We start from the raw sequence: 19,887 nt of genomic DNA, 5'->3' as shown, positions 1-19,887 counted from the left end.
AAGCGTTAAGGTGTAGTCGTTGAATCTGATGCTTCAGGCGCAGCAAACTGTTGTTGCACAGGGGCATCTCGTTTTTCATCGGAGGCTTTGGATTCAGCTTCGGTATTTTTATATAACAAATACTTGGTACGCTTGTCGTAATCTGGATCATTCGGCAAGTGCAACGCACCTGACTGCCCACAAGCTGCAAGAACAAGACTTGTCGCCAAGATACTGATGTAGCAAATGACTTGATGCATCTGACCACCTAATTGAATAGTGTTTCGATGAAGTATAACGCGATGATCACCATGACCAAAGCGCTAAAGCCTAGAGATTATCTTTAGCGATAAAAAAACGCCAGCAGATCGCTGACGTTTTTATTGATAAGGTTTATTTATGTTTCTGTTTATAGAAACCGAAATAGCCAATAACCAGAAGGATAAACCAGATCGGGCTGACCATCAGTGCTTGACGGGTATCGTCTTCCAGCGCCAACACCACGATCATGCTCAGGAAGAATACGATCACAATCCAGCAGGTCACCAGACCGCCCGGCAACTTAAAGGTCGATTTGGCATGCAATTCTGGACGTGTTTTGTAGTACACGATATAGCTCCAGATAATGATGATCCAGACACAGATAAACAGAATCGTGGATAAAGTCGTTGCTAAAGTGAAAGCGCGGACGGTATCTGGAACGAAATACTGTAGTGCTGCACCCAGTAACAAACACACCGCAGAGAAATACAAGGCATTTGCCGGAACTGCACGACGGTTTAAGCGACCAAAGGCAAGTGGTGCCTGCTCTTCACGCGACAGACCGAACAGCATACGACTGGTCGAGAATACCCCACTGTTCATCGATGACATCACCGAGGACAACACCACCAGGTTCATGATGATCGCAGCTGCGGCAATACCAGCCTGACTAAACAGGTTCACAAAGGGTGAGATATTTGGATCAATCTGATTCCATGGCGTTACCGACATCACAATCAAAAGTGCAAGTACATAGAAAATAATGATACGGATCGGAATCGAGTTCACTGCTTTCGGCAGGTTCTTTTCCGGATCTTTGGTTTCAGCTGCGGTCGTACCCACCAGCTCTACACCCACGAAGGCAAAAATCGCAATCTGGAACCCGGCCAGGAAGCCCATCGCTCCAGTCGGGAAGATACCGCCATGTGACCAGATATGACTAAATGACGCAACTGTGCCGGCATCCGAGGTAAACCCGGTAAAGACCATCCACAGGCCAACGGCAATCAGCACCACAATCGCGATAATCTTGACCAGAGCAAACCAGAATTCCATTTCACCAAACAGTTTGACCGTGACCAGGTTCAAACCCATGATAAACACAATCGCGGCAACGCTGATCATCACTCCTTCTTCAGGACTAAAGGGCAAGCCATTATTGAAGAATTGCAGGTAATAAATAATCGCGGATAGATCTGCGATCCCGATGGTGATCCAGCACAGCCAGTAGGTCCAGCCGACAAAGTATCCGGCCCAAGGCCCGATCAGATCCGTGGCAAAATCAATAAATGATTTATATTGTAAATTGGAGAGTAACAGTTCACCCAATGCACGCATCACCAGAAAGACCATAAAACCGATGATCATATAAATCACCAGAATCGAAGGACCTGCGAGACTGATGGTTTTACCCGAACCCATAAACAGGCCGGTTCCGATGGCACCCCCAATGGCAATTAACTGTAGGTGCCGATTGGACAAACTCCGCTTTAATTCACCGTGCTCTGCCGATGAATTGTTATATTTTTCTGACATTATTAATTACAACTTTGAGTTTTACTCGCGACAAATTAACGTAAAAAATGCTGAATACAAAAATAAAATTTGCATCATTTGTATTTCCTGATTAATTGAAGAAGTTAATTTATTTTTCTTATATCGCTCTCCATTTACATTTTTGCTTTATTTTTGACCTGAAAGATTCCAGTAATTTCTTGTCAAATTTTTAAAACTGTGTAAAAAATAAAATACTATTCAGCCAATTTATGCATTCAGGATGAATGCATCTGGCATAGCAATTGCTTTTTAATCAATATCTCGAACTACACAGACATGGATCAATAAGAAGAATTTTATGCAAAATTTACAAAGTTTAATGGAAACTTTAAGCGGCTGGGTCTGGGGCCCTTATATGCTGGTACTGATTGTTGGTACCGGGATATTCCTTACCTTCCGTTTATTGTTCTGGCAGTTCCGCATGTTGCCCCTAGCCTTTAAACAGGTCTTTGGCAAGCATCCTGACCATTCAGGTGATATTTCCCAATTCGCTTCACTCATGACCGCACTCTCTGCCACGATTGGTACCGGTAATATTGCCGGCGTAGCCACCGCCTGTGTGCTGGGTGGTCCGGGTGCGGTGTTCTGGATGTGGATGACTGCCCTGTTTGGTATGGCGACTAAATACGGCGAAGGTGTCCTTGCAGTCAAATACCGAATTAAAAATGAAAAAGGTGAAATGTCGGGTGGTCCGATGTACTACATCGAACGTGGCCTGAAATGGAAATGGCTGGCGCTGATTTTTGCCTTGTTCGGGACACTGGCCTCTTTTGGGATCGGCAGTTCAGTGCAGTCCAATACTGTTGCACTGGCAGTTGAAAACAGTTTGGGGATCGAAACCTGGATGACCGGCATTATCATTACTGCCTTTTCAGCACTGGTGATTTTGGGCGGGATTAAATCGATTTCCAAGGCATCTTCGGTGATTGTTCCAATCATGGCGGTAGGCTATGTGGCTGGTGGTCTGGTCATTATTCTCAACAATTTAGAACTGGTAGCACCTGCACTAAAAATGATCTTCACCTATGCTTTTACTGGTGAAGCTGCAGTAGGCGGTGCGATTGGTGCGGCGATTCGTTATGGTGTAGCACGTGGGGTATTCTCGAATGAAGCCGGCATGGGCTCTGCGCCGATTGCAGCCGCAGCAGCAAAAACCGACCATCCTGCCCGTCAAGGTCTGGTCTCTATGACCGGTACTTTTATTGATACCATTATTGTCTGTTCAATTACTGGTATTGTTCTGGTCATGGGCTACATCATGGCCGGTAATTCATTTGGTGATCAGACCGGTGCAGTACTGACGATTGGCGTGTTCGACAAACTCCTGCCCGGTGTCGGTGGCTGGGTCGTCACCTTCGGAATTATTTTCTTTGCTTATTCCACGATTTTAGGCTGGAGCTACTACGGCGAAAAATGTGCCACTTACTTGCTCGGCGAAAAGTTCGTTCTACCCTATCGTATTATTTATATTGCATCGGTTTTTGTCGGCTGTATCGCGACACTGGATCTGGTCTGGTTATTTGCCGATACCTTTAATGGTCTGATGGCGGTTCCCAACCTGATTGCATTGCTGTTATTGTCTGGCGTGATTGCCAAGGAATCGAAAGACTTCATCGCAAGACGTAAATCTGGTGAACTTTATTAACCGCCTTATTGCTTAAATCCCGAACCAAGAGAATAAAAAGCCACATCAATTGTGGCTTTTTATTATTAATTATTCGAAATTCAAATCCAATATTCATGTTCTATGAGCGTAAACCGCCCCATTCTGGTAATTTGCCGTCAGATTCGAGTTCAAGTGCCAGTCCTAAAGATAAAACAAAAAACTGAATGCCTTTAATTTTCATATTGCCCTGTTCATCTTCCAGATATCCACTCAATTTTTGATAGGTTTTATGATGCAGATCAAAAGGTACATCCAGATAAAGACCACCCAGATAGATTTCACTATGGACGGTTTGATCCACACCTAAACACGGCATATAGACAATGCCCTGTTGCTCTAGCCAGCCGATCAAAATCTGGCGAACCGAGTTTGTGTCCCGATCTGGATGGACATAATGATCAAAATGCACAAACAGCACATCACGGTTTTTTTCGCGTGCGATCGCATCAATATGTTTCAACAATTGTGACAAGATCTGTTCCATTCCAGCATAACAAGATGGGCATTATAGACGGCGTTGACGCACAGCATTCAAATCAGCATAAATAAAAACGACAAGACTTGTCGTAAAAACCATGATTTTTCAGGTGAAAGACTTGGTTTTCGATGGCATTCACCGCTATGCTGTCACTCAATTTCAATCGCTACATCTTCAAATATGGCTAAAGCAAAAAGTGTGTATCGTTGTGAACAGTGTGGTGCCGATCATCCAAAATGGTCGGGGCAGTGTTCTGAATGCGGGGAATGGAACAGCCTGGTTGAGGTGACCATTGCACCGGCAGTGACGCATCGTGCTCAGCCAAAAATCGGTGGTGGATATGCAGGCCAGGCGTCCAGCATCACGACTTTAAATCAGGTCTCAGTCTCTCATGAAACCCGCTTACCGACGGGTATCAGTGAATTTGACCGGGTTTTGGGTGGCGGACTGGTGACGGGTTCAGTGGTTCTGATCGGCGGTGATCCCGGGATTGGTAAATCTACCATTTTGCTACAAACAGCCACACACATGGCGTCTGCCAAAAATCCGGCCCTGTATGTCACCGGCGAAGAATCCCTGTCTCAGGTCGCATTACGTGCCCAGCGTCTGGATCTGCCAACCGATCAGCTCAAGGTCATGGCAGAAACCTGTGTCGAACGCATTTGTGAAGTATTGGCCCAGCAACGTCCTGCCGTCGCAATTCTGGACTCAATTCAAACCCTGTATACCGAGACCTTACAATCGGCTCCAGGTGGAGTCTCGCAGATTCGTGAATCCGCTGCCCTGCTGACCCGTTTTGCCAAAAACAGCGGTACCTCTTTATTTCTGGTCGGTCATGTCACCAAAGAAGGCGCCTTGGCAGGCCCACGCGTACTTGAGCATATGGTCGATTGTGTGCTGTATTTTGAAGGTCAGTCCGATTCACGTTACCGGATGATCCGTGCCGTCAAAAACCGTTTTGGCGCGGTGAATGAACTCGGGGTGTTTGGCATGACCGACAAAGGGCTGCGCGAAGTGTCCAATCCATCTGCAATATTTTTAAGCCGTTATGATGAAGCGATTCCGGGCTCGATTGTCATGATCAGTCGTGAAGGCACGCGTCCACTCCTGGTCGAAGTACAGGCTTTGGTCGATGATGCGCATGGTCAGCCACGACGGGTCGCGCTGGGTCTGGACCAGAACCGCCTGAATATGCTCTTGGCCGTCATGCATCGGCATGGTGGTGTGCAAACCTCCGGCCAGGATGTCTATGTCAATATCGTCGGTGGTTTGAAAATCACCGAAACCGGTTCGGATCTGGCGGTACTTCTCGCCTGCGCTTCCAGTATTCGTGGCAAGGCCTTACCACAACAACTGGCTGTTTTTGGGGAAGTCGGGCTGTCTGGTGAAATTCGTCCCGTGCCAAATGGACAGGAACGTCTGAAAGAAGCGATCAAGCATGGTTTTAAATACATTATTGTGCCGCGTGGCAATGCACCGCAAAAAACCATTGCAGGCGTGCAAATTATTGCTGTTGCCCGTTTGCATGAAGCCCTGAGTGAAGCCATGTCTTTAAGTGATGAGCTAAATTAAGCATCAGGCAGTGAATTTGCAGTAAAGCGCAAAAAAATACAGATTTTTGATTGAAATTCCACACAAAGCCTATATAAATAGACTGTACAAATAGGTTTTATTCTCATAGGAAAAATGAATGCAAGTTCGACAGCGCGGTTTGATTACAGGTATCTTGACAGCAGTATTATTGGTTGCGCCTTTTGCTGCTGAAGCAAAACGTGCCGGTGGCGGTAAAAGTCACGGTATGCAACGTTCTGCACAGCCTACCCAATCTTATCAACAACCTCGTCAAGCTGCGCCTGCTCAACAAGCGCCAGTTGCCGGTGCTGCAACCCAGCAAAAATCTGGCCCAGGTGTGGGTGGTATGGTTGCTGCCGGTGTAGCGGGTGCTGCGATTGGTGCCGTAGCTGCCAATGCATTGGCCGATGATCAAAGTGTAGCAGCATCTGAAGCTCAGGCTGCTCAAGCAGAAGAGGAAAAAGGTGGTATTCCGGGCTGGATCTGGATCCTTCTTGCTGCTGCTGTTGCCTTCTTCATTTTCCGTAAAATGAGCGCAAAAAAAAAGTAGCTTCTAACCCTTTTGCACCAAATAGCGGTGCTGGTAATACAGCACCTTTTGGTCAGGCACCGACTGCACCTCGCGGTGGTGACAGTACCAATATTTTTGGCCAGAACGTGGGTGGTCAAACGTCAAGCAATAATGCTCCGCTTGGTTCCGCTCCGGTAAATAATGCGCCTTTTGGTGCAGCTTATACCCAAAGTGGCAGCCAGTTACCGGATGGTACTGAACCTGCTGCATTCTTGCGTGTAGCGCGTCAGCGTTTTAACCATATTCAGTCCATGAATACAGCAAGCAACATTTCTGAAATTCAGCGTTATCTGACTCCTGATCTTTATCAGTCAATGTATAACGACATCATGAGCAATCAGGATCAGGATGTTGCCGAGTTTTTAAATCTGAATGCGATGGTTGTCGACTCATCGACTGACAATGGCCAGTATATTGTCAGCGTACGCTTTACCGGTACGGTAAGCGAAGACTTAAACAGCTTGCCGCAACCGTTCGCAGAAATCTGGCATTTCACCAAACCAGTAGCTTCAAATCAGGACTGGGTGGTTGCAGGTATTCAGCAAGACTAATTCGTAATAGATTGTTTTTAAACAGCGGCTTTCAAGCCGCTGTTTTTATTTTTAAATTCTATATATTTTAATCCACGCTCCCCCTCCCCCCCTTTTTTTAGACTTATCAATAGTTCTTTATATTTTTCACTTAAATAGCTTTATATTTCTTATTTTAAATATAAATAATAATTGTTATCATTCTCACTAATTACTTCATAAATTTGTAAATAGAATTTCCGATGATGAGTAGTCCGAATATGCATGCAATAGCGACTGAAACAGTTACTGCACCGAGTCCATCGAGCAAAAATAAAGTTAAAGCAAATCTGCTGGTTTATCGTGGGATGATTTTATATCGCTTTCTTTTGGCTGGTGTCGGCGGTTATATGCTTGCCTCGCTGGCTGCCATCGTGATTGCCCAGATGTTTATGGATGCAGGAAGCAGTGCTGCCATGTCAGCCACCCTGATTGGTTTTAGCCTGAATACCGCAGCCTTTATTTGGGTATTTATGGTCAACAAAACTATCAAGGCAACGCTCGGAATCGTAATTCCCAGTGTTTTGCTCTATATCAGCTATAAATTCCTAGGAAATTAAGATGAGAGTAGATGCAAAACAGGAAGGGCCACGCCAGTCGATGTCATGGTTGCATACCTGGGCCAGTCTGATTTTAGGCTGGCTTTTATATGCGATTTTTTTAACTGGAACTTTAAGTTTTTTCCAGAATGAAATCAGCATCTGGATGAAACCGGAATTTCATCAGTCAGTCCCACAAAAGTCCCAAATCGAACAGACCCGTGTCGCATTGGCTTATCTGCAACAGCATCATCCGGATGCCGGCAGCTGGGCAATTCAGCTGCCTAACTCACGCCAGAATACCACCATACTGAATATTCGCGGTGCCGGTGAAGATCCGCGTGCCCGTCGTGGCGGTACCCGCCTAACCATTGACAGTGCAACCGGTGAAGTGCTGCAAGCCCGTGAAACACGCGGTGGTTCATTCTTATACCGTTTTCATTTTGAACTGTACGGACTGCCCCGAATCTGGGCGCGCTGGATTGTCGGCATTGCAACCCTGCTCATGCTGGTGGCGATTATCAGCGGTGTGATTACCCATAAGAAAATTTTTAAGGATTTCTTTACTTTCCGTCCTGGCAAAGGTCAGCGCTCCTGGCTGGATGCCCATAATGCAACGGCGGTATTTGCCCTGCCGTTTCATATCATGATTACCTTTAGCGGTTTGTTACTGCTGCTGTTTACCCTGATGCCTTGGGGTGTCAGCCAGATTTATGAAAATCGAGGCGCATTTCTGCAAGATCAACGTAAGAGCTTGATTCAGGACAATAGCGTTCAGGCTGAATCCGGTGATAGTGACCAGCGTCGACTGCGTGGCGAGGGAGAGAGTCGTAGTGAACGTGGTGATATGTCTGCACGGAGTGAAGCTCGCCGTTCGCGTGGTGATGCACCACCTGCACGCCCTGCGCCATTGGCAGACTTAGCGCCCATTCTTGCAGCAGCAGAAAAGCAATGGAAAAACAATCCGGTTGCTACAATTAACATCATCCAGCCAAATACCGCCAAAGCTGAAATTGAACTTCGTGCCTTAAATGGGGTCAGCCTAGCCTATCGCAATGTTTATCCGAGTCTGGCTTTCAATGGCGTGACGGGTGAATTAAAGCCGGATCAAACCACACTGAAAACACCCTCGGTTGCAAACGGTATTTATAACGTATTTACCACACTGCATGAAGCACGTGGCGTGGACTTGGCTCTACGCTGGTTATTGTTCATGTCTGGTGTGGTCGGCACATTCATGATTGCGACTGGTTTGATTCTGTGGTGTGTCAAACGCGCACCACAACAACAAAAGCAAGGCTATAAATCTTTTGGTTATCGTCTTGTGGAAGTGACTAATATCGCGGCAATTATCGGTTTACCGATTGCCTGTGCTGCCTACTTTTATGCCAACCGTTTTATTCCGGCAGACATGGACATGCGTTTGAACTGGGAAATTCGCAGCTTCTTTATCATCTGGTTGCTGACTTTAGTTTATGCCATGATTCGTAGCAATCGTCAGGCCTGGCTAGAGCTGCTCCTGCTTGCAACAGCAGCATTTGCCCTACTCCCAATTGTGAACTTCCTGACCGGCGGTCAGGCAATCTGGAACAGCATCATGCATGGTCAGTGGATGATTGCTTCTTTTGATCTGGCGATGTGGGCGCTTGCAATCCTGTTCTGGTTTGCATTCAAGAAAGTGAAAAATCATAAAAGCTTGCCACCGAAAAAATCCAAAGTGATGCTCAAGGAGAATCAGGCATGATGTTCTTCTTATTGATTTGGGCTTTGACTTCTCTCGGTATGTTTGCACTTGCCGCGTCGATGTCCAAACATCAGAAACAGATCTTTGCTAAAGAGCTAGATGCTCCCAAAACCAAAATAGCCAGCATTCTTGGCTGGGTGATATTAACGATTGCGCTCATCCTGTGCCTGTTCGCAGGTACAATCAGTAACATGATCAGTTATTGGCTGGGCAGTTTAACTTTTGCAGCATTGGTCGTTGGTTTAAGCCTGAGCTATCTGGAAAGTAAAATTAAAGTAATCGCCTCAATCTGTGTGGTAATCGCCGTGATTTCAGCAATCATTTGCTTGGTCTAAAATTCTAATTTACCCCCTCATACTTGAAAAGCTGATCTTCGGATTGGCTTTTTTAATTTAAACCTTTAGTCTACGCATAATATTTTTGAGATGTTGATATGACCCAGCGTGTTTCTCCCTCTGCTGCCCTGACCAATCTTGCCTTAGCAGGCAATGCTGAAGCGCAATTTGAATTGGCTGAACTGTATATGCAAAGCGAGCATGATGATGACATCATTCTGGCTGAAGAATGGGCATTGAAAGCTGCCAACGGCGGACTGGTTGATGCGATGTACTGGTTAGGTGAAGGTTATACCGTTTATGCCAAAGAACTGACTGAAGAAGATCCGGAAGAATCTAAAGCTCACTTTGAGTTAGCCTATTACTGGTTAAGTAAGGCCAATATCGAGAAGCACCCTGCTGCGACTTTAGAGCTGGCCGGTTTTTACCGTCGCGGTGATGTGATTGAAAAAGATGTAGAAAAATCAATCTCTTTAGTTAAACAGGCTGCGGAATGGGGCGAAGTTCAAGCGATGCGCGATCTTGCATTTATTTATGCCAATGGTTTAGGCGTAGATGGCGATGAAGAACAGGCTGAGTTCTGGACTCAAAAAGCAGATGCTGCTGAAACTAAATAAGTAAGAAAAGCCCGTCAGATGATGGGCTTTTTATTTAAGGATTATTCCAACAACCTGAACTTTGGCTGTCAAAAAATTCTACTTCGATATTTGGAGCTACTTTTTCATTTTTTATAAGCCTATAAATTCGATGGCACTCTTCCTGATTATTTTGAAATATAGAAATAGCCACCTTACCTGATTGGTTGTTCTTAAATATCTGCTTTACCAAATGTGATTCCTGCTTGCCTAAGCTCCAGCCATAAATGACTAAATTAGCTTTTTGAGTTATTAAATCTGGTAGAACTTCATAGAAAATAGTACTCAAATAGGGACTACTTTTTATAGATTCAAGCTTTTTAGTTCCCGTACCCTCGGCAACAAATAAAGGAATTTTATTATCTTCCCATTGTGAAGTAATAACTTCTAACAAATCCTCAAAATCCCCTCTTTGAACTTTAGTTTCGGTATTTTTTGCATCTCTGAAAATAGATAAATTACCATGTTGATAAAGACTCAAAGTTACTTCTTTTTCCTTACGAATAGGATTTCTCAAATCTTGCCAATTATTTCTAAATAGCCCGCTACCTTGAAAACAATCTTTAAATCTATGTCCATCTTCATTTCTATTTCCATACATTAAAATCCAATACAGGATTAAATCGTAATTAAGGGAGACTACTGTTCTAAATTGTTTTGTAAATTGATATAGCTGAGGTAATTGATCCGCGATATCAGAATGTTCACAATGAACTTCCTTCACCACTTTAATAAGAGCTTGTTTTATATTTTCGTAAGCTGAATCAAGTTTTTGATCAATTATTCCCAAATGCTTATTTATTAACTTCGCATGCCAAACCAATCGTAAAATTAATTCAAAATCAGATGTATCAAACTCAATAAAAAGTTTAGATATATCATCATTAAAAAGTCTTAATTTTTCAGCCTCTTCTTTTAAAGAATCAAAACGAAATTTTTGATGCAAAGCAACACTCGCCCCATTACCAATAATTAAATTGCCATTCTCATAATTATCCTTAATTTCAACCCAGTCTTTGATTGCATACTCAAAACCATCAGTCATAGTTTATTCTCAAAATTTTCTTATTAGTCAGATATTAATCAATTTAAGATTGGAACAAAATCAATTTCCAAGTACAATACTGCGCTAGTCGAGGGATGCTGCGACGTTTTACAGGTACTAAATGTAAAATCGCTAGGCTCGACCATCGGTCAGACATTCGTTCTGATCAACAACGGCATCCGCGAACAGAACGATCCAATCTATTTTTTCCTAGGAGATCCTGATGAACGCGGTTACTGCTTCATTTACAGATTACAAAGTTGCTGATATTTCACTTGCTGATTACGGCCGTAAAGAAATTAAACTTGCTGAAGCTGAAATGCCAGCCCTCATGGGTCTGCGTAAACGCTACTCGGCAGCAAAACCACTTGCAGGCGCGAAAATTCTCGGCTGTATCCACATGACCATTCAAACAGCTGTTTTAATTGAAACGCTGGTTGAATTGGGCGCTGAAGTTCGTTGGACGTCATGTAACATCTTCTCGACTCAAGACCATGCTGCTGCTGCAATCGCTGCTGCGGGTATTCCTGTGTTTGCCTGGAAAGGCGAAACTGAAGAAGAATACATGTGGTGTCTTGAACAACAGATCAATGTCAATGGCAAACCTTGGGATGCCAACATGATTCTTGACGATGGCGGTGATTTAACGCTACTTGTTCATGAAAAATACCCAGAAGTGATTGCTAAAATCCACGGTGTCACTGAAGAAACAACGACAGGTGTTCAACGTCTGTATGAAATGCTTCGTGATAGCACTTTAAAAGTTCCTGCAATCAACGTAAACGATTCTGTTACTAAGTCTAAGAACGACAACAAATACGGTTGCCGCCACTCTCTAAATGATGCAATCAAACGCGGTACAGATATGCTTTTATCTGGCCGTCGTGCACTTGTAATCGGTTACGGTGACGTAGGTAAAGGTTCTGCGCAATCACTTCGTCAAGAAGGCATGATTGTACGCGTAACTGAAGTTGATCCAATCTGTGCGATGCAAGCATGCATGGACGGTTACGAAGTTGTTTCTCCATACAAAAATGGCGTGCAAACTGGCAAGAAAGAAGACGTGAATCTTGATCTTCTTCAAAACACTGACCTGATCGTGACTACAACGGGTAACTACCACGTGTGTGACTCGGCAATGCTTGATTCATTAAAAGCGGGCGCTGTGGTATGTAACATCGGTCACTTCGATACTGAAATTGATACAGCTTACCTACGTGGCTACAAGTGGGTTGAAGTGAAACCTCAAGTACACCAAGTGTATCGTTCAGAAAATGAAAACGATTACCTCATCCTTTTATCTGAAGGTCGTTTGGTGAATCTTGGTAATGCGACTGGTCACCCGTCACGTATCATGGATGGTTCATTTGCCAACCAGGTATTGGGTCAAATGCACTTGTTCGCCGAAAAATTTGCTGATCTTCCTGAAGCTGAAAAAGCTGCGAAAATCCGTGTAGAACTTATTCCTAAGAAATTAGACGAAGAAGTTGCTGCTGCGATGGTTGCAGGTTTCGGTGGTGTCTTGACTCAATTGACTCAAGAACAAGCAGATTACTTAGGCGTTGCTGTTGAAGGTCCGTTTAAAGCGGATGCTTATAAATACTAATTTTTGTTTTTACCTCTCCCTAGCCCTCTCCTAAAAGGAGAGGGAAACTTCTATTGTGAAAATAGTTAGAAGGTAAGTCTTAAAGACTTTAACTATCGTAATGAAAGTCCCTTCTCCCTCTGGGAGAGGGTCAGGGAGAGGGTTAAGAATTAATATAAGTATTTATAAAAAAGGATTTCAACATGTCTAAGCAAATTCCAATTTCATTTGAATTCTTCCCGACCAAAACTGATGTAGGTGCGGAAAAACTCAAAGTTGTGCATCAAGAGCTACAACTCTTAAATCCAGAATTCTTTTCTGTAACCTATGGTGCCGGTGGTTCAACCCGTGAACGCACCCTATCTACCATCAATGACTTTAATGGCAAAGGTGCACCTGTTGCCCCTCATCTGTCATGTATTGGCGATGATAAAGTGCGTATTGCAGAACTGCTTGATCTGTACAAATCACAAGGCATTGACCGTATTGTTGCCCTCCGCGGTGACTTGCCATCAGGTCAGGTTGGTTTGGGTGAATTACCCTATGCCGCTGATCTGGTTCGCTTTATCCGTGAATATTCAGGCGATCATTTCAAGATTGAAGTCGCAGCTTATCCGGAAATGCATCCTCAGGCAGAAAGCTTTGATCAAGACATCCAGCACTTTGTTGAAAAAGTACAAGCTGGTGCCAATGCAGCATTAACCCAGTTTTTCTTCAATCCAGATGCTTATTTCTACTTTGTAGAGCGCATCCAGAAAGCCGGAATTGATATTCCTGTCGCGCCGGGCATTATGCCAATCACCAATGCCAGCAACCTGATCCGCTTTGCGGACGGTACCGGTGCCGAGATTCCACGCTGGATTCGCAAGCAACTGGCAACCTATGGTGATGATACTGCCAGCATCAAAGCCTTTGGCCACGAAGTTGTGGTTAAATTCTGTGAGCGTCTACTTGCAGGTGGCGCACCAAGCTTGCACTTCTACACCATGAACACCACTGATCCTACACGCCAACTTGTAAAAGACTTAGGTCTAGCATAAGTTTTTAGGCTGCATTGATCTCACCCATTTTCTCCCTTTGAGAGAAACACAAAGAGGGTGTAAATGCAATGCAGTCTTGTTTTGTTCCATCTGAGAGTAATCCTTACATGCCACGTTTTTTTATTGAAGCAGACTTAAATGTTGATACTACGGTTGAGTTAACGGAAACCGTTTTTCATCATTGGGTAAAGGTATTACGCGCTCAAGCGGGCGAAGCCGCGACCCTGTTCAATGGACAGGGTGGCGAATATGAAGTGACCTTAACTGAGGTTGCTAAAAAATCAGCCACAGTATCGGTCAATGCATTTAATCCCACCAATCGCACACCCAAGTTCCAGGCCTTGCTCGGTCAGGTGATGAGCAAAGGCGACCGCATGGATTATGCGATTCAAAAAGCTGTGGAATTGGGCGTTTCCGAAATTCAGCTGCTGACTTCGGATCGTTGTGAAATGCGCTTGAAGTATGATCGTGACCAGAAAAAACTGGATCACTGGCAAGGGATCGCGATTGCAGCATGTGAACAGTGTGGACTGAATATTGTGCCTAAAATTTTAGCACCAATATCACTTGAAAAATGGTTGGAAACCGAGCTACCCAAGACCAAACTGGTTTTGGCGCCCAATAAAGATGAAACAGATGTACTGGCAGATGCGACCCTGGATATTGCACTGCTGATTGGCCCTGAAGGCGGTCTCAGTGAGGCAGAAATTACAGCGGCAAATGCAAAAGGTTTTCTAAACTGGTGTATTGGTGAACGCGTACTACGTACCGAAACAGCCCCTGTCGTGGCCCTTTCAATTTTGAACTATAATCTCTAGTTCATCAGGCCAGTAAAAATTTGTCTTTAATTTTGTTGATTTTTATTTCTAAGACCTCTAATCTCGACGAAAGAATAATAACTATTGATGAGTTAATTTTACACATTTCCTGGAGTTTTTTTTATAAGAACAATACATAGGGAAAAACGTTTAGGATGAATACAGGCATTGAATCACATGGTTGATAAGCAAGACGACTATATCCAGCAGCATTTGCATCATGCTCAGATTGCGAACACACTTCGCCATAGTCGCTATTTTTTAATCAGTATAATGGTGATTTGCCTTTATATTTTTTGTATTTATCACCTTCAATATCGTCCTTCCAATACCTATTTTAATACCTGGTTTATTCTGACCGAGCTACTGGTCAGTATGTGCTGGTTGGTGAGCACACTTTATTTTAAGCCTGAACAATATGATTTGAAAGGCGCACATCGCTGGTTACAGATTCAGAGTCTTGCTGTCGGGAGCTGTATTGCTGTCGGTATTTATACAATTTATTACTATTTGCCGCAGGCCAATCCCGCATTCGAAGATATTGAAGCACTGACCTTGTCTGCTCTGCTCCTGATTGTGACTCAGGCATTTGGGCTGACCTATCTGACCCAAAAACTCAGTTATTTCTGCCTGGTATTTTTACCCTCTTTATTCCCTTTTTTATTGTCGCAAATTTATCATGTCAGCCTTTCCAATCCCTTCTTCGGTCTGGCCTTAAATTTTGCGGTGATTGTCATTCTGCTGTGTGCCAATAGTAGTTATCGTATTCATCGCCGGACATCGCGCTTGTATGCAGAAAACAGTCTGCTGGTTAAAAATGCCGAACAGCAAGTGGCCTGGACTGATGAGCTGTGCCAGCAACTGCAAACTGAAGTCAATAAATCCAAAGATATTGAATTACAGTTACAGCTCAACAATCAACTGCTGGAACAAAAAGTACGGGAACGTACCTATGATATTGAACAGATTAATTATCATTTGAAAAATCAGCAACAGAACCTGGATCTTGCCCATGAGATTGCCGGCATTCGCCCATGGGACTGGAATATCAAAGACCGTCTCATTACATTAACCAATCATAAAGATGAAAAAATTCTGCGTGATTCCAAAGATCATCATCTGCAATTAGAGCATCTGATTCACCCTGATGATCTGGACTATTTTAAGCGCAACATGAAACAGCATTTACGTGGTCAGATTGAGCGTTATGATGCCACTTACCGGATTCTGCTCAGTGATGGCAGCTGGAACTGGGTGCATGATATTGGCCGCGTGATTAGCCGTGATCCTAAAAATAACAAACCTTTGCGAATGGTAGGTATTCGTCGTGATATTCAGCAGGAACGTATTTCTCAAGAACGTTTAAAACTGGTTGCCAGTGTACTGGAACAGGCCGCGGAAGGGATTTTTATTCTCAATCCTGAACTGTATTATATTGATGTCAATCCTCACTATGAATACCTGAGTGGCTTTGAGCGTGAGCAGATCATCGGTAAGTCTTTATTCGATCTTGTTGCACAAAATAAAGCTGAACAGCGCAGTAACCATGCCAGTATTATCAAACAGCTTCAAAAGATTGGCTCCTATGATGGCGAGGTATACGCCAAATTCATGTCTGGCAAACAATCCGCCTTATGGTTACACATCAATGCCGTCACCGATGATGAAGGCCGGATTACCCATTATGTCGGGATTGTCTCGGATCTGACCGAACGCAAATTACAGGAACAGCGCCTGTCTTATCTGGAAAATTATGACCCACTGACCGATTTACCGAATCGTTTCTATTATAACTATCAGCTGCATCAATATCTGGTCTCGCAAAAAGACTCCATTCAGCAGATGGCCGTGATTCGCCTGAATATCGATCGCTTCCGTCCATTAAATGAATATCTATCCAATAATGGCGGGGACGAACTTTTACGTCAGGTCGCGCAGCGCCTGCGCATGAATAATGCAGAAGCCTTGTTTGTGGCGCATCTGAATGGTGATGATTTTGCGATTATCTATGAGATTTCACATATTCGCCCTTCAGTACAGCGACACTGTGAACGCATCGCTCAGGCATTTACCACTCCATTTAATATTTACGGTCAGGATTATGTGATCACGCTTTCCATGGGCGTGGCATTTTATCCAGATCATGGTCGTCAACTCGATTATTTAAACAACTGTGCCGAACAGGCCCTGAACGAAGCTAAAAATCTGGGGGGCAATACCATTCACTTTTATTCTAATCAAAGTGATGGCCTACAAGAAACGGGGATTTTTCTGGAACGGGATTTGCGTAAAGCCCTCCAGAATAATGAGCTGATTGTTTATTATCAGCCAAAAATTAATTTCAGTGATCAGCGCATTTATGGCTTTGAAGCCTTGATTCGCTGGAATCATCCCGAAAAAGGCATTATTCCACCCGGCTTGTTTATCCCTTTAGCCGAACAGACCAGCCTGATTTCAGATATTGGCCGTCTGGTCATCCAGCAGACAGCCAAACAGATTCGCCAATGGAACAATCTGGGCTTTAATCATATTTGTGTATCAGTCAACGTCGTGGCGCAGCAATTGCGCCGCGGTCAGTTACTCGATGATCTGGATCAGGCCATTGCCGATAACCAGATTTCAGGTGCCAGTCTGGAACTGGAAATTACCGAATCGTCTTTAATTGAAAATTCGGAAGCAGTCAAAAACCTGCTGAATGAAATCAAACAGCGACAGATCCATATTGCTCTGGATGATTTTGGCACGGGTTATTCATCCCTGTCCTATCTTGCTGATTTCCCGATTGATACCCTAAAAATTGACCGCAGCTTTGTGTCCAAGATTGGTGAAAACAAACAGGAAGCCATTGTCAGTGCCATGGTGGCGATGGGTAAAGCCATGGGCATGACCGTAGTGGCGGAAGGCATCGAGACTGAAGAGCAGTTAGCATATCTGCGTGATTTAGACTGTGATATCGCTCAAGGATATTTATTCTCCAAACCGCTGCCAGAAGAGGACGCCACTGCGTATTTGACACAAAATATGACCAATGATTCTTATACTTATCAAGTCTAAGTTTATACCCTACCCCAATAAGATTGTTGGAAAAACGGCCGTCTTTGGCTGTGCGAACTGGCGAACAAATGGTATATTCGGGGACATAAATAAATTTTTTACCCGCTGACCGGGTAATCTTTACAACGATCGAGAGACTGATGGACGAACAATCTTTAAAGCAACAGGCCCTTTACTATCACGAGTTTCCTACCCCGGGGAAAATCAGCGTTACACCAAGCAAACAATTGGTCAACCAACGTGACTTGGCCCTTGCTTACTCGCCTGGCGTAGCTGCACCATGTCTTGAGATTGAACGCGATCCTTCAACTGCTGCATTGTATACGGCTCGTGGCAACCTGGTTGCTGTAGTGACCAACGGTACTGCCGTGCTTGGCTTGGGTAATATTGGTCCTTTGGCTTCTAAACCAGTGATGGAAGGTAAAGGCGTATTATTCAAAAAATTCGCTGGCGTTGATGTATTCGATATCGAAATTGCTGAAAATGATCCAGACAAAATTGTGGATATTGTAGCTGCATTAGAACCGACTTTTGGCGGGATTAACCTTGAAGATATCAAGGCGCCAGAGTGTTTCTATATCGAGCAAAAATTGCGTGAACGCATGAATATTCCAGTATTCCATGATGATCAGCACGGTACTTCGATTATTGTCGGTTCTGCGCTCCTCAACGCGTTACAAATCAACGGTAAAAAAATTGAAGACATCAAGATCGTGGCTTCAGGCGCGGGTGCTGCTGCACTGTCTTGTTTAAATCTGCTTTGCGCTCTGGGTGCTAAAAAAGAGAACATCATCGTTGCCGATTCACGCGGTCTGCTGACTACACATCGCGAAGGCCTGGATGAATCTAAGAAAGCCTATGTACAAGACATTGAAGCCACTCAGCTTGGTGATGTGATCGCGGGTGCAGACATGTTCCTTGGTCTTTCTGCTGCCGGCATCCTGACCAAAGAAATGGTTAAGGTGATGGCCAAAGATCCGATCATTTTTGCACTGGCGAATCCGGATCCAGAAATTCTGCCTGAACATGCACACGAAGTTCGTGATGATGTGATCATGGCCACTGGCCGTTCTGACTATCCAAACCAGGTCAATAACGCACTTTGCTTCCCGTACATCTTCCGTGGGGCATTAGACGTTGGTGCAACCACGATTAACGAAGAAATGAAAATTGCCTGTGTACATGCAATTGCGCGTATGGCACACGTCGAAGCGGATGCTGCAACCTATGGTGAGAAATCGGCATCATTTGGCCGTGAATACCTGATTCCGGGTCCACTGGATCAACGCCTGATTCTTGAAATCGCGCCTGCAGTGGCACAAGCAGCCATGGATTCAGGTGTAGCAACACGTCCAATTAAAGATTTCTCGCATTATCGTCAACGTTTGTCTGAGTTTGTCTATAACTCGGCATTCGTGATGAAACCGATCTTTGAACAGGCGAAATCGAATCCTAAACGTATTGCCTATGCGGAAGGTGAAGACCTGCGTGTACTTCGCGCCGTTCAAATTGCAGTCGATGATGGTTTGGCGATCCCTATTCTGGTCGGTCGTCCAGCCGTGATTGAAGCCAATATCAAAAAATTGGGTCTACGTCTTGAAGATGGCGTGAATATCACGATTGTTGATCAGGAAAAGAATCCGGATTATGAGTTGTTTGCAGACGATTATTACCAGATCATGCAGCGTAAAGGCGTTACGCCTGAATATGCACAGCGTGAAGCGCGTCGTCGCTCTACCTTAATTGCATCGATGCTGGTCAAACATGGCATGGCAGATGGCATGCTCTGTGGTACTTATTCAAGCTACGACATTCATCTGGACTTCGTCAGCAACATCATTGGCAAAAAAGAAGGTCATAACACTTTCTTTACCCTAAATGCCTTGATGCTTGAAGATCGTAACCTGTTCATTGCCGATACCTATGTCAACACCAATCCAACGGCTGAACAGCTGGCGGAAATGACCATTCTGGCTGCTGAAGAAGTGCGCCGTTTTGGTATGACCCCACGTATTGCCCTGCTTTCTCACTCAAGTTTCGGTTCAGACCAGCATGATGCCAGCGCGCAAAAAATGCGTAAGGTATATGACATCCTGTCTGAAATAGCGCCTGAGCTAGAAGTGGAAGGTGAAATGCACGGTGATGCTGCACTGGATGAAAATATTCGCCAGTTTGCCTTCCCAAACTCACGTTTTAAAGGTTCTGCAAACTTACTGATCATGCCGAATCTGGATGCTGCCAACATTTCGTTTAACTTGTTGAAAGCAACTTCAGGCAACAACGTGACGATTGGCCCAATTTTGTTGGGTGCTGCGAAGCCGGTACATATCTTGACTCCGACTGCGACTACGCGTCGCGTGGTGAACATGACTGCACTTACCGTTGCAGAAATCCAGCAAGCGGAACAAGACGCACTTTAATCCAATGACAAGATAACGA

At 44.4% G+C, this 19,887-nt stretch carries 15 protein-coding genes and 1 pseudogene; 12 read left to right on the top strand and 4 right to left on the bottom strand.

What is annotated here, in order from left to right:
- Positions 1 to 5: 5 nt before the first annotated feature.
- Together FTT75_RS01420 and FTT75_RS01415 are read right to left on the bottom strand one after the other, a co-directional pair.
- Positions 6 to 239 (bottom strand): lipoprotein, encoded by a 234-nt coding sequence (locus FTT75_RS01420; RefSeq protein WP_180185818.1) that lies wholly within the window; start codon positions 237 to 239, stop codon positions 6 to 8.
- Between the two features lie 133 nt (positions 240 to 372).
- Positions 373 to 1,776 carry an amino acid permease gene (locus tag FTT75_RS01415; RefSeq protein ID WP_180185817.1) on the bottom strand — a complete coding sequence of 468 codons (1,404 nt, stop codon included), beginning with the start codon at positions 1,774 to 1,776 and terminating at the stop codon, positions 373 to 375.
- 319 nt (positions 1,777 to 2,095) lie between these two features.
- On the opposite strand from FTT75_RS01415, the gene FTT75_RS01410 reads away from it, so the two are divergent.
- Positions 2,096 to 3,442: a sodium:alanine symporter family protein gene (locus tag FTT75_RS01410; RefSeq protein WP_180185816.1), complete on the top strand. Its 1,347-nt coding sequence runs from the start codon at positions 2,096 to 2,098 to the stop codon at positions 3,440 to 3,442.
- A 100-nt stretch (positions 3,443 to 3,542) separates the two neighbouring features.
- Here the strand turns inward: FTT75_RS01410 and FTT75_RS01405 are convergent, their stop codons facing one another.
- A complete protein-coding gene (locus tag FTT75_RS01405; protein ID WP_180185815.1) occupies positions 3,543 to 3,947 on the bottom strand; it encodes a hypothetical protein in 405 nt (134 codons plus the stop codon).
- 174 nt (positions 3,948 to 4,121) lie between these two features.
- Here FTT75_RS01405 and radA point away from each other — a divergent pair, with 174 nt between their 5' ends.
- From radA to FTT75_RS01375, 6 genes and pseudogenes are all read left to right on the top strand, one after another.
- Positions 4,122 to 5,513 (top strand): DNA repair protein RadA, encoded by a 1,392-nt coding sequence (gene radA, locus FTT75_RS01400; RefSeq protein WP_180083038.1) that lies wholly within the window; start codon positions 4,122 to 4,124, stop codon positions 5,511 to 5,513.
- Positions 5,514 to 5,631: 118 nt separating this feature from the next.
- Positions 5,632 to 6,635, top strand: a pseudogene (locus tag FTT75_RS01395) (Tim44 domain-containing protein).
- Between the two features lie 221 nt (positions 6,636 to 6,856).
- Positions 6,857 to 7,213, top strand: coding sequence for a hypothetical protein (locus FTT75_RS01390; protein WP_034608454.1), 357 nt, complete (start codon positions 6,857 to 6,859; stop codon positions 7,211 to 7,213).
- Between the two features lies 1 nt (position 7,214).
- Positions 7,215 to 8,936: a PepSY domain-containing protein gene (locus tag FTT75_RS01385; protein WP_180185814.1), complete on the top strand. Its 1,722-nt coding sequence runs from the start codon at positions 7,215 to 7,217 to the stop codon at positions 8,934 to 8,936.
- On the top strand, positions 8,933 to 9,271 hold the full coding sequence (locus FTT75_RS01380; protein ID WP_100534857.1) for a DUF3325 domain-containing protein: 339 nt from the start codon (positions 8,933 to 8,935) through the stop codon (positions 9,269 to 9,271). Before FTT75_RS01385 ends, FTT75_RS01380 begins: the two co-directional genes overlap by 4 nt.
- A gap of 98 nt (positions 9,272 to 9,369) precedes the next feature.
- A complete protein-coding gene (locus FTT75_RS01375) occupies positions 9,370 to 9,888 on the top strand; it encodes a tetratricopeptide repeat protein (RefSeq protein WP_180085704.1) in 519 nt (172 codons plus the stop codon).
- 34 nt (positions 9,889 to 9,922) lie between these two features.
- On the opposite strand, the gene FTT75_RS01370 is transcribed toward FTT75_RS01375, so the two are convergent.
- Complete coding sequence (locus FTT75_RS01370) at positions 9,923 to 10,951, bottom strand: DUF4917 family protein (RefSeq protein WP_257225548.1); 1,029 nt, start codon at positions 10,949 to 10,951, stop codon at positions 9,923 to 9,925.
- A gap of 223 nt (positions 10,952 to 11,174) precedes the next feature.
- Between FTT75_RS01370 and ahcY the strand changes: the two genes are divergently transcribed.
- From ahcY to FTT75_RS01345, 5 genes are all read left to right on the top strand, one after another.
- On the top strand, positions 11,175 to 12,557 hold the full coding sequence (ahcY, locus tag FTT75_RS01365; RefSeq protein ID WP_180185813.1) for an adenosylhomocysteinase: 1,383 nt from the start codon (positions 11,175 to 11,177) through the stop codon (positions 12,555 to 12,557).
- Positions 12,558 to 12,739: 182 nt separating this feature from the next.
- Complete coding sequence (gene metF, locus FTT75_RS01360) at positions 12,740 to 13,576, top strand: methylenetetrahydrofolate reductase [NAD(P)H] (protein ID WP_180083044.1); 837 nt, start codon at positions 12,740 to 12,742, stop codon at positions 13,574 to 13,576.
- A gap of 107 nt (positions 13,577 to 13,683) precedes the next feature.
- Positions 13,684 to 14,394 carry a 16S rRNA (uracil(1498)-N(3))-methyltransferase gene (locus tag FTT75_RS01355; RefSeq protein ID WP_180083045.1) on the top strand — a complete coding sequence of 237 codons (711 nt, stop codon included), beginning with the start codon at positions 13,684 to 13,686 and terminating at the stop codon, positions 14,392 to 14,394.
- Positions 14,395 to 14,571: 177 nt separating this feature from the next.
- Positions 14,572 to 17,448 carry a bifunctional diguanylate cyclase/phosphodiesterase gene (locus FTT75_RS01350; protein ID WP_180083046.1) on the top strand — a complete coding sequence of 959 codons (2,877 nt, stop codon included), beginning with the start codon at positions 14,572 to 14,574 and terminating at the stop codon, positions 17,446 to 17,448.
- Between the two features lie 140 nt (positions 17,449 to 17,588).
- Complete coding sequence (locus tag FTT75_RS01345; RefSeq protein ID WP_180185812.1) at positions 17,589 to 19,868, top strand: NADP-dependent malic enzyme; 2,280 nt, start codon at positions 17,589 to 17,591, stop codon at positions 19,866 to 19,868.
- Positions 19,869 to 19,887 lie beyond the last annotated feature (19 nt).

The sequence above is a fragment of the Acinetobacter sp. YH01008 genome (genome assembly GCF_013420435.1).
Classification (GTDB): Bacteria; Pseudomonadota; Gammaproteobacteria; order Pseudomonadales; family Moraxellaceae; genus Acinetobacter; species Acinetobacter pseudolwoffii.
This window is presented reverse-complemented; position numbering and strand designations above follow the sequence as displayed.